Consider the following 10660-nt stretch of genomic DNA (forward strand, 5'->3'; position numbering starts at 1 on the left):
AAGGCCCGGCCGCACCATCCCGTGTACGAGTACTTCGAACTGCTGTGGAGGCATCCCGTGACCGTCCAGGAAGCGGAAGAGAAACTGTGCGGGCTGTTCGCGGAGGTGCTCGGGGTGCCCGAGATCGAGCCGCAGGACGGCTTCTTCGACCTGGGCGGCCACTCGCTGCTGGCGTCCAAGCTGGTGCGGCGCATCCGCACCGAGTACGGCGTCCGGATTCCGCTGCGCCGGGTGTACGACGCGCCGACGCCCGAAGCTCTCGCACGCCACCTGGCCGCCGCCCTGGCGGCCTGAGGGAGGTCCCGACATGCGCTGGAACAACCTTTACATCGCGGGCGTGGGCTCCTACCTGCCCGAGAAGGTGGAGACCGTCGACGAGGCCATCGCCGCCGGCCGGTACACCGAGGAAAAGAAGGCCATGAACGGCTACCGGGCGGTGCGGATCGCGGCGCCCGAGGAGACCGGCCCGGTCATGGCGGTCAAGGCGGGTCGGCAGGCCGTGGCCAGGTCGGGGTACGCCGGCGAGGAGTTCGGGCTGGTCGTGCATGCCTACTACGGTCACCAGGGCTTGGACCTGTGGACCCCGGCCAGCTACGTGCAGCGCGAGACGGTCGGCGGCACCGCGCCCGCGTTCGAGGTGAAGCAGGGCTGCAACGGCTTCATGGCGGCGATGGAGCTGGCCGGCTCGTACATCGCCGCGCACTCGGAGTTCCCGGCGGCGCTGGTCACCGGCGGCGACGCGTTCCAGCTGCCCTACATCGACCGGTGGGCGACGCACGAGCAGAACGTCGACGGCGACGGGGCCGGCGCGGTGGTGCTCTCCACCCGCGGCGGATTCGCGAGGGTGCGGGCCTCCTACTCCTACGGAGACCCCGAGCTGGAGCCGATGGGCCGCACCGGCGACCGCTGGAACGACACCCCGTTCCAGAACGGCGAGACCCTCACCCTGGGCACCCGCAAGTACGACTTCATCAGGGGCGAGGACATCGACTTCGACGAGGCGATCGAGCGCATCTCCAACGGCGTGCAGCTGTCGCTGAAGCGGGTCCTGCACGAGGCCGAGGCCGAGCTGACCGACTGCCGGTTCTTCCTGCACCAGCAGCTCGCCGAGACCATCGCGGTGTACGGGCTCTACAACCTGCTCGGGGTGGACCGCGCCTCGACCACCTTCGACTGGGGCAGCAACATCGGCATGGTGGGGACCACCGACGTGGTACTGGCCCTGGACCACGTGATCGCCGAGCGCGAGCCCCGGCCCGGAGACCTCGCTGTGCTCCAGAGCGCGGGCGCCGGCTACGTGTGGTCGACGGCCGTGATCGAATTCCTCGAGACGCCGCGCTGGGGCGAGTAGCGGGGCGGACGGGGACGAGAGCCGGGCGGCACCACCGCCCGCGGAAGAGCCCCGGGGGAGAGGTCAGGAGAACCCTGACAGCTCCTCCGGGGCTTTCGCCTGGGGTCGCGCAGCACGCCTGCACGCGGCCTCGCCGCTGATTTGGCCGAGCTCCGTATCCCAAGACGACCGGCCGTCTTGAAACCGAGGCGACGAAGGTCTAGGCAGTCAGCTGATCACTGACTGCCTACGACCTACAACCGTCTCGACGCAGGGGGCTGCGTCAGATCTGGTGCGCCCTCAGACGTAAAGCGCCTTCGACCGCCAGTCCGGCTCCGGCAGAGCCCTGCGGTCGGTCTTGCCGTTGGCCGTGATCGGCAGCTCGGTCAGCGAGACGAACCCGGCCGGGATCATGTGCTCGGGGACGCGCTCGCGCAGGTGCTCGCGCAGCGCCCGCTTGTCCAGCGTCTCGCCGTTCGGCACGATCCAGGCCACCAGCCGCCGGTCGCCGAGGTGGCTCTCCCGGATGCCGACCGCGGCGGTGCGCACCTGCGGGTGCTCGGCGAGCGCGTTCTCGATCTCGCCGGGTTCGATGCGGAAGCCGCGCAGCTTGAACTGGTCGTCGAGCCGGCCGAGGAACTCGACCACGCCGTCGGGGCGCCGCCGCGCCTGGTCCCCGCTGCGGTAGTACCGGCCGCCGTCCAGCGCCCCGCCCACGGCCGTGACGAACTTCTCCGCGGTCAGCTCCGGGCGCCGCCAGTAACCGCGGGAGACCCCGCCGCCGCCGATCCACAGCTCCCCGGCGGTACCGTCCGGCACCGGCTTGCCGTCCGGATCGACGATGCGCACGACGACGTTCTGCAGCTGACGACCGATCGGGACCGTGCCGTTCAGCTCCTCGTCCGGGGCGATGCGGTGGCAGCAGGCGAAGGTCGTGGTCTCGGTCGGGCCATAGCCGTTGACGATCTGCAGGCCGGGGGCCGCTTCGCGCAGTTCCCGGATGTGCGGCACGGACAGCACGTCGCCGCCGGCCAGGACGGTGTGCAGACCGGCGAGCGCCTCCGGGTCGGCGTCGATCTGCCGGTGGAAGAGCGCGGCGGTGAGCCAGAGGACGGTGATCCCCTTCTCCCGCAGCAGCTCGCCCAGCTCCTCCGACTGGACCTGGCCGGGAGGTGCCAGCACCAGGCGGGCGCCGTTGAGCAGCGCGCCCCAGATCTCGAAGGTGGCCGCGTCGAAGGCGACCGGTGCCAGCTGCAGGATCCGGTCCCGCGCGGCCAGCTCGACGTAGTTGGGCTCGGTCACCAGGTTGGTGATGTTGCGGTGCTCGACCACGACGGCCTTGGGCCGGCCGGTCGAGCCTGAGGTGTACATGAGATAGGCGATGTCGTCGGCCGCGGCCAACGGAAGCGGGGGCTGCGCGGCCGCCGACGCCGCGTCCGCGCCGACCGCAGGCTGCGGCGCGACATGCGCGGTGGCCAGTCCATGCGCGGCGAAGCGCTCGACCACGCCCGGCTCGCACACGGCCAGGACGGGCTCGGCGTCCGCGATCATGTCGGACATCCGGCGCTCCGGCTCGGCGACGTCGATCGGCAGATAGGCGGCGCCCGCCTTGAGCACCCCGAGCAGTGCCGCGATCAGCCGCGGCGAGCGGTCGAGGCAGACCGCGACCCGGTCGCCGCGCACCACCCCGTGCCGGTCGAGCAGCAGCCGCGCCAGCTCGTCCGACCACGCGTCGAGCTCGGCGTACGTGAGCCGGTCGGAACCGGCTTCGAGGGCAACTGCGTCGGGGGTCCGTACCACCTGACGCCGGAACAGGTCGGTCACCGAAGTCGGGCCCGTCGGGCTCATCGCCGCGCCTCCTTCCCTCCCGCGCCGGGCGGCGGCGGGTTCGGGCAGCAGATTCCAGCAGCAGGTTCGGGCCAGCCGCTAGAAGCCGGGTAGACCGCGCGCGCCGCGCGGACCGGACCGGTCCGCGCGGCGCGCGCGGTCTGCGTCGCCGGACGGGCTACCGCAGCGGGCGGAAGAAGTCGCGGAGGTCGGCGACCAGCACGTCCGGTGCCTCGCGCGCGGCGTAGTGCCCGCCGCAGTCGTAGACCTTCCAGTGCACGATGTTCGCGTGGTCGCGCTCGGCGAACGGCCGCATCGACCGGAAGTCGTTGGCGAAGTTGGCCAGGCCGGTGGGCGTGGTGGTCGGCTCCTTCGGGTGCTCGCTGTGCGCGTCCTCGTAGTACAGCTGGGCGGCCGAGCCGGCGGTGTCGGTGAGCCAGTAGAGCATCACGTTGGTCAGGATGTAGTCGGGGTCCACCGGGTCGCCCGCGGGCCGCGGGCCGTCCCAGTTGTTGAACAGCTCGGCGTTCCAGGCCAGCTGGCCCACCGGGGAGTCGGCGAGGGCGTGTGCGAGGGTGTGCGGCCGGGTGGACATGATCTGGTTGAAGCCCATCCGCTCCGTGGCGAAGTGCTGGAGGAACGCCAGCGCCTCGCGGTCCTGCTCGCTGAGCCGGGCGAACTCCTCCGGGTTTCCCGAGGGGAACGAGAAGAGCTGCGTCACGTGCACGCCGACCACGTTCGCGGGGTCCTGCCGGCCGACCTCGGGCGAGATGTACGAGCCGGCGCCGCCGCCGTGCGCGCCGTAGCGCTCGTAGCCGAGGCCGTGCATGAGCTCCACCCAGGCGCCCGCCACGCGGTGCCGGTTCCAGCCCGCTTCGCGCAGCGGCGCGGAGAAGGCGAAGCCCGGGATCGACGGGATCACCAGGTCGAAGGCGTCGGCCGGGTCCCCGCCGTGGCTGCGCGGGTCCGTCAGCGGGCCGATGACGTCCAGGAACTCCGCCACGGAGCCCGGCCAGTCGTGCGTCACCACCAGCGGCAGCGCGCCCGGTTCCGGCGAGCGCACGTGCACGAAGTGCACCGGCTGCCCGTCGATCGCGGTGATGAAGTGCGGATACTCGTTGAGCAGTGCTTCCTGCTTGTGCCAGTCGTACCCGGACCGCCAGTATTCGGCGAGTTCTCTGAGGTACCCGGAGGCTAGGCCGTACCGCCAGCCCCCGCCGAGCGTGTCTTGCGCCCAGCGGGTGCGGGCGAGCCGGTCGCGCAGGTCGTCGAGGTCGCCCTGCGGGATGTCGATGCGGAAGGGTTCTATCGCGGAAAGAGTCACCCCTCCAACATAGGCAAGTAAAAGCCGTTCCGCGCCTTTTTCACTAATTAGGGGAATTCGTTCGGGTCTTGACAGCGGCGGGCCGCGCTCAGACCTGCTTGCCGCGAACCATTTCCGCGCCGCCGTCCATGGCGATGATCTGACCGGTCACGTAGGCGCTGGACGGCTCGACGAACCGGGTGATCCACAGCGTGACGTCCTCGGGCACCCCGGTCATGCCGAGCGGCACGCCGTGCGCCACCTGCGCGAAGAACCCGTCGACCTGCTCCGGGGTCATGCCGCTCGACTCGAACACCTCGGTGCGCACCCAGCCGGGCGCCACGGCGTTGACCCGGATCCCCTTCGGCGCCAGCTCGAGCGCCCAGGTGCGGGTGAGGCTGCTGAGCGCCGCCTTGCTCGCCGCGTAGACCGAGACCTGCGGGGTCGGGTTGTGCCCGGCCGGGCTGGTGACGAACACGATGTTGCCGCCCGGCGAGCGCATCAGCGGCAGCAGCTTGGGCGTGAGCACGACCGCGCCCATCACGTTGACGTCGAACAGTTCGCGCGCCGCGGCCGGGTCGATCTCCTGCACGGGTGCGATGAAGTGGATGCCCGCGTTGTGCACCAGCACGTCGAGGACGCCGCCGTGCTCGGCGACCGCCCGCGCGACCGCGTCAGCCCCGGCATCGGTGGTCACGTCGGCGGGCACCGCGACGATGGCGGGGTGCAGCGCGGCCGTCTCCTCCAGCCGCTCCCGCCGGCGCCCGGTGATGATGACCGTCGAGGCGCCCTGCTTGGCGAAGGTCAGGGCGGTGACCCGGCCGATGCCGGTGCCGCCGCCGGTGATCACGACCACCTGGTTCGCGAAGGGCTGCCCGTTCCCCTCGGTCATGCCTGCCATGTCTGCTCCTTTTCGCGGGTTATCGGCCTGTCGGGTTGAGGCTGACGGGGAGCGCCACGAGGTTGTGGTTCACGTCGCCGATCCGCCACTCCAGCTCGTCGGCCGCCACGGCCAGTGCCGCGGCGGGGTAACGGCGGGTCAGCTCCTTGAGGGCGACCGCCAGTTCGACCCGGGCGAGCGGCGCGCCGAGGCAGCGGTGCACGCCGTGGCCGAACGCCAGGTGCGGGTTGTCGGCGCGGGCGAAGTCCAGCCGGTCGGGTTCGGCGAAGACCTCGGCGTCGCGATTGGCCGAGGCGAAGGCCAGGAACACCGCGTCACCGGCGGGGATGGTCACCCCGGCGACGGCGACGTCTTCCAGGGCGATGCGCGGCATGCCCGAGGTGTCGTTCCCGCTGATGTTGACGGTGCGCAGCAGCTCCTCGAGGGCGACCGGGATCTCCTGTGGACTGTCGGCCAGGCGCCGCCACTGCCCGGGATGGTGGGCGAGCAGGGTGAGCACGATGTTGCCGAGCTGTCCGGCCGAGGAGTCGAAGCCGCCGCCCAGCAGCGTGAAGCCGAGGCCGACCAGTTCGCCGAAGTCGAGCCGGTCCTCGCCGTGACGCGCCGCGGCCAGCGCGGAGAGCACGTCGTCGGCGGGCTCGGCCAGCTTGGCCCCCACCAGCCCGGCCATGTATGCGCCGAGCTGCTCGCGGCCCTCGACCGCCTGCTCCTCGGGTCCTGACACGTCCGCGAACATGCGCACCCAGGCGTGGAAGTTCTCCCGGTCGGCCTCCGGCACGCCCAACAGCTCGCAGATGACGGCCATAGCCAGCGGGGCCGCGAAGCGGGAGACCAGGTCGACCGGCTCGTCGCCGGGGCCTGACGCGTCGATCGCGTCCAGCAGCCGGCTGGCCAGTTCGCGCACGCGCGGTCGCATGCCCTCGATCCGCTCCGCGGAGAAGGCCTGCTCGGCGAGGACGCGCAGACGGGTGTGCTGCGGCGGGTCGAGCGAGATGATCATCCCGGGCGGGGCCTGGAACAGCCCGGCGAACTTCGGCGCGTCCGGCTCGTAGCTGGCCGCCCGGCTGAAGCGCGGATCGTTCAGCACCGTCCGGATGTCCCGGTGCCGGGTGATCAGCCAAGCGTGGCCGCCGCCGGTCCACTCCACCCGTGCGACCGGCTGCTCCTCGCGCAGACGGGCGAAGAGAGGGGCAGGCCCGCGGTAACTGGAGCCGGGGAACGGGAACTGAGGCAACTGCCGCGCGGCTGCCGGAGCGGGCGAGACAGAGGGAGCTGACACGGCTGGGCCTCCGGTCGTCGGTGCAATACCTCGCCGCACGGTAGGGCTGGCGTCTCGAAGCGGGGTGGAAGCCCGGTGAACGCGGCGCACATCGAATGCGCGCCGAGTGCGCACGAGCCTGCGGCGACCGGGCTTCGAGCCGCGCTGCTTACGCTCCGGCCGACGCTGCACGGCCTGACCATCCGGAGGTGCCATCTTGTCTGCCCAAGCGACCGAAGCGGCGACGGACGTCTATCCCTTCCCCGGCTCGTCGTATCGGGGCCCCTCCGAGCGTTACGCGCAACTGCGCGGCGAGTGCCCGGTGTTGAAGGTCCCGACCGAGGGCGGGGCGGACGCGTGGGTCGTCACCCGCTACGAGGACGTACGCGCGCTATCGGCCGACCCGCGGCTCAGCCGCGCCGCCGCCTGCCGGCCGGACACACCCCGGATCGGCGGCACCATGTACACCACCCCCGAGATGATTATCTCGATGGACGAGCCCGAGCACGGGCGGCTGCGCAAGCTGGTGATGAAGGCGTTCACCACGCGCCGGGTGGAACTGATGCGCCCGCGCGTGCAGGCAGTCTCCGACGAGCTGATCGACGCGATGGTCGCGTCGGGCTCCCCGGTCGACCTGGTGCCCGCTTTGGCTCTGCCGTTGCCGCTGACCGTCATCGGCGAGCTGCTCGGCGTGCCGTCGAAGGACCTCGAGTCCTTTGAGCGCAACGCGCGCGCCTTCGCCACGGTCGACGACCGCGCCGGCGGCGAGGAGTCGCTGGCCGGCCTCGCCAAGCTGAGCGAGTACATCGTCGGCCTGATCGCGGACAAGCGGGCCAACCCGACCGACGACATGCTCTCCGAGCTGATCGGGGCCCGCGACAACGACGACCGGCTCAGCGAGCCGGAGCTGGTGACCTTCGGCTTCACGCTGATCGGCGCCGGATTCGACACCACCGCGAACCAGCTGGCCAACTCGGTGCTCGCGCTGATCCACGACCACCCGGACAAGTGGCGCTGGCTGAGCGAGGACCCCTCCCGCATCCCGACCGCCGTCGAGGAGCTGCTGCGGCACGTCAACCTGTTCGCCACCGACACCACGGGCTTCCCGCGGGTGGCGATCGCGGACATCGAGGTCGCCGGGGCGACCATCAAGGCGGGCGACCCGGTGGTGCTGGCGCTGACCTCGGCCAACCGGGACCCGGAGGTGTTCGAGGACCCCGACACCCTCGACCTGACCCGCCAGCACAACCCGCACATCTCCTTCGGGCACGGCATCCACCACTGCCTGGGCATGCAGCTGGGCCGGATGGAGATGCAGATCGCCCTGGACGGGCTGGTGCGCAGGTTCCCGGATCTGCGCCTGGCGGTCCCGGCCGGGGAACTGCCGTGGCACGTGGGCGAGATCAACCACACCCTGACGAGTCTGCCGGTCGCCTGGGGCGACTGACCGAATCAGACAGCGCACACACGCCGCTCGGCTGGGTCGCCCCCGGCCGGGCGGCGCTCTGCCGCGCTCAGTGCCAAAAGCCTGCGAAACGACTCAGGCCTCTGCTCCCACGCTGGGGAGCAGAGGCCTGAGTCTTAGAGTCGCGGCCGGCAGGGGCCCGCCGCCTCACTCGCCGAACAGCACCGGCGGGTAGGTCCGCACTGCCGCGGTCTCGTAGCGCAGCGCCACGTGGCTGGTCATCCCGATCACGTCGCGCCAGAAGCGCTGCAGCGCGGCCGACTCGCTCAGCCCGCTGGTGCCCGCCGCGCGGACCAGCCCGTGGGCCGCGTCCGAGCACTGCTCGGCCGCGAAGGTCACGTTGCGCTCGTTGCGGGCCATCAGCGCCGGGGTGAACGCGGCCGCGTCGAGCACCTGCGCGTTCTGCTCGATCAGGTGGCGCGAGACGTCGATCCGGCCGGAGGAGCGCACCAGTTCGAGGTCGATCGACGGGGTGCACCGCTTGGTCCCGAGCGCGGCCAGCGCCGCCTTCAGCGCCCCGCTCGCCGCGCCCACGGCCGGAGCGCCGAACGTCAGGCCGCCGACCGCCTGGAACGGAACCGTGTGACAGAGTGCCGCGGACGCCTCATTGGCGCCGGTGATCATGTGCGCACGCGGGAACGAGAGGTGCGAGGGCACGAACGCGCCTGCGACGACGACGCTGTGGCTGCCGGTGGCGCGCATGCCGACGCTGTCCCAGGTCGGGTCGATCTCGAACGCACCGCGCGGCAGGGCGAAGAACCGCAACTCGGGAGCGGAGTCCGGGGTCGGCGCCTCCTCGGCCACCGGCGCGCACAGCAGCGCCCAGTCGGCGAACTCGACCCCGCTGACGTACAACCACGTCCCCGTCAGCCGGTAACCCCCGCCGGGCACGGGCTGCGCCGCGCCGGTCGGGACGAGCCCCGCCACGACGAACGCGTCCGCGCCGCTGGGCCCGCCCCACAACTCGGCGTGACCGTCCGAGGGCAGGTGCGCGGCGAACCGGGACGAATAAGCACTCAGCGACGCCACCCACGCGGTCGCGGCGCACACCTCGCCGAGCGTGAGGACCGCCCGGGTCACCTCGCCGAAGCTTCCCTCGACCCCGCCGAAGGGTGCCGGGGCGAAGTGCCGGGCGAAGCCCGCCGCCCGTAGACCGTCCACCACTTCGGAGGCGAGGCTGTGCGTCGCGTCGGCCTCGTCGGCGTACCGGGCGGCGGTCGGGGCGAGCGCCGCGGCGGCCTCCTCCAGCCCGGACGCGGCCTGGACGGCGGTCGGCGGGGATCCGACCGGCCGCGATTCGAGTCGTGTGCCTGCGGACATGGCTTCACTTCCCTCCTGAAGGGGGACGGCTGCGCGAATCCGGGCTCAGTGTGCGAACGCGACCTCGAAGATCGCCGCACGCCCGCTCGCTCGGATGCCTGTATTCCTCCCGCACGCTCGAGCGCCGGTCGAGCGTCGCGCGACCACCCGCCTCTGCACTGCACGGGTCCGCACCGTTCAGCGCTACCACTACTACGAGAGAAAGGTGATGTCCGGTGCCTTCGAAGACATCGTTGCTACGCCTGCGCGACGTCGCGCTCTCGCTCAACCGGCTCGTCCTCTGCTTCCTGTTCACCACGCACGGCGTGGCCGCGATCTTCGGCGTGGCCGGCGGCGCGGTGCCGGAGGGCGGGAAGATCTCCCCGTGGCTGTGGCCGTACGGCGTGGCCGCGCTCATCCAGCTCGTCGGCGGCGCGCTGGTGGGCTTCGGACTCGCGTCCAGGGCCGTGGCTCTCATATGCTCCGGTTCGATGGCGTTCGCATACTTCGACATCCACGCGAAGATCGCGCTGCTGCCCGCGCAGAACGGCGGCGACGAGGCGGTCCTGTTCTGCTGGGGCTTCCTGATGGTGGCGCTCTTCGGTCCGGGCCCGCTGTCGCTGGACGCGCTGATCGGGCGCGTGTTGCGGCGCTCCGACTCCGCCGCGGGTGCCACGGTGACCGAGCTGGTCCCGGCGACCGCCGAACCCGCCCCGACCCTCTCGGAAGCCGCGTGACAGTCGCGTGACAGTCCCAAGCAAGAAGTCCTCCAGCCGCGGTTCCACTACCGGAGCCGCGGCCGGGGACGTGTTGAGTCTCCGTGTTCTGAACCGCACGCTGCTGCGGCGGCAGCTCTTGCTCGACCGTGTCGCGATCCCGGTCGAACAGGCCGTCGAGCACCTCGTCGCCATGCAGGCGCAGGCTCCTGACCCGCCGTACCTCGGTCTGTGGACCCGGCTGCGCCCGTTCGCGCTCAAGGACCTCAGCAACGCCATCATGCAGCGCCGCGTGGTTCGCATCGCCCTGCACCGCAACACGATCCACCTGGTCACCGCGGCCGACTGCCTCTCGTTCCGGCCGGTCCTGCAGCCGATGATGGAAATGTCCATGCGGACCGCGTTCGTGCCCCGCCTGGCCGGCGCCGACCTGGACGAGCTGGCCGCGTTCGGGCGGGAACTGGTCGAGGCGGAGCCGATGACGTTCAGCGCGCTCAGCAAGGCGCTGGCCGAGCGGTGGCCGGACGCCGACCCGTTCGCGCTGAGCCAGTCGGTGCGCCA

10 protein-coding genes are annotated in these 10660 nt (G+C 71.6%); 5 read left to right on the forward strand and 5 right to left on the reverse strand.

Annotation, left to right across the window (positions count from 1 at the left end):
• Positions 1–57 precede the first annotated feature (57 nt).
• Both VGZ32_RS14590 and VGZ32_RS14595 read left to right on the forward strand, forming a co-directional pair.
• The gene (locus VGZ32_RS14590; RefSeq protein ID WP_326886559.1) at positions 58–294 is read left to right on the forward strand and encodes an acyl carrier protein; all 237 of its coding nucleotides are present in this window, start codon (positions 58–60) and stop codon (positions 292–294) included.
• Positions 295–307: 13 nt separating this feature from the next.
• Positions 308–1351 carry a ketoacyl-ACP synthase III family protein gene (locus VGZ32_RS14595; protein WP_326886560.1) on the forward strand — a complete coding sequence of 348 codons (1044 nt, stop codon included), beginning with the start codon at positions 308–310 and terminating at the stop codon, positions 1349–1351.
• A gap of 279 nt (positions 1352–1630) precedes the next feature.
• Here the strand turns inward: VGZ32_RS14595 and VGZ32_RS14600 are convergent, their stop codons facing one another.
• The 4 genes from VGZ32_RS14600 to VGZ32_RS14615 form a co-directional block, all read right to left on the reverse strand.
• Positions 1631–3178, reverse strand: coding sequence for an amino acid adenylation domain-containing protein (locus tag VGZ32_RS14600; protein WP_326886561.1), 1548 nt, complete (start codon positions 3176–3178; stop codon positions 1631–1633).
• Positions 3179–3335: 157 nt separating this feature from the next.
• Positions 3336–4481, reverse strand: coding sequence for an epoxide hydrolase (locus tag VGZ32_RS14605; RefSeq protein ID WP_326886563.1), 1146 nt, complete (start codon positions 4479–4481; stop codon positions 3336–3338).
• A gap of 88 nt (positions 4482–4569) precedes the next feature.
• Positions 4570–5361 (reverse strand): SDR family oxidoreductase, encoded by a 792-nt coding sequence (locus VGZ32_RS14610; protein WP_326886564.1) that lies wholly within the window; start codon positions 5359–5361, stop codon positions 4570–4572.
• Positions 5362–5380: 19 nt separating this feature from the next.
• The gene (locus VGZ32_RS14615) at positions 5381–6640 is read right to left on the reverse strand and encodes a cytochrome P450 (RefSeq protein WP_326886565.1); all 1260 of its coding nucleotides are present in this window, start codon (positions 6638–6640) and stop codon (positions 5381–5383) included.
• A gap of 196 nt (positions 6641–6836) precedes the next feature.
• Between VGZ32_RS14615 and VGZ32_RS14620 the strand changes: the two genes are divergently transcribed.
• Positions 6837–8066, forward strand: coding sequence for a cytochrome P450 (locus VGZ32_RS14620; RefSeq protein ID WP_326886566.1), 1230 nt, complete (start codon positions 6837–6839; stop codon positions 8064–8066).
• Positions 8067–8231: 165 nt separating this feature from the next.
• Here VGZ32_RS14620 and VGZ32_RS14625 read toward each other — a convergent pair whose 3' ends face one another.
• Complete coding sequence (locus VGZ32_RS14625; RefSeq protein WP_326886567.1) at positions 8232–9404, reverse strand: hypothetical protein; 1173 nt, start codon at positions 9402–9404, stop codon at positions 8232–8234.
• A gap of 215 nt (positions 9405–9619) precedes the next feature.
• On the opposite strand from VGZ32_RS14625, the gene VGZ32_RS14630 reads away from it, so the two are divergent.
• Together VGZ32_RS14630 and VGZ32_RS14635 are read left to right on the forward strand one after the other, a co-directional pair.
• Positions 9620–10120, forward strand: a complete 501-nt coding sequence (locus VGZ32_RS14630) for a DoxX family protein (RefSeq protein WP_326886568.1) — start codon at positions 9620–9622, stop codon at positions 10118–10120.
• A 7-nt stretch (positions 10121–10127) separates the two neighbouring features.
• Positions 10128–10660, forward strand: a 533-nt coding sequence (locus VGZ32_RS14635; RefSeq protein ID WP_326886569.1) for a DNA glycosylase AlkZ-like family protein, incomplete at its 3' end; no start/stop codon positions are given.

This window comes from Actinocrinis sp. (assembly GCF_035938995.1).
Taxonomy (GTDB): Bacteria; Actinomycetota; Actinomycetes; order Streptomycetales; family Catenulisporaceae; genus DASZGI01.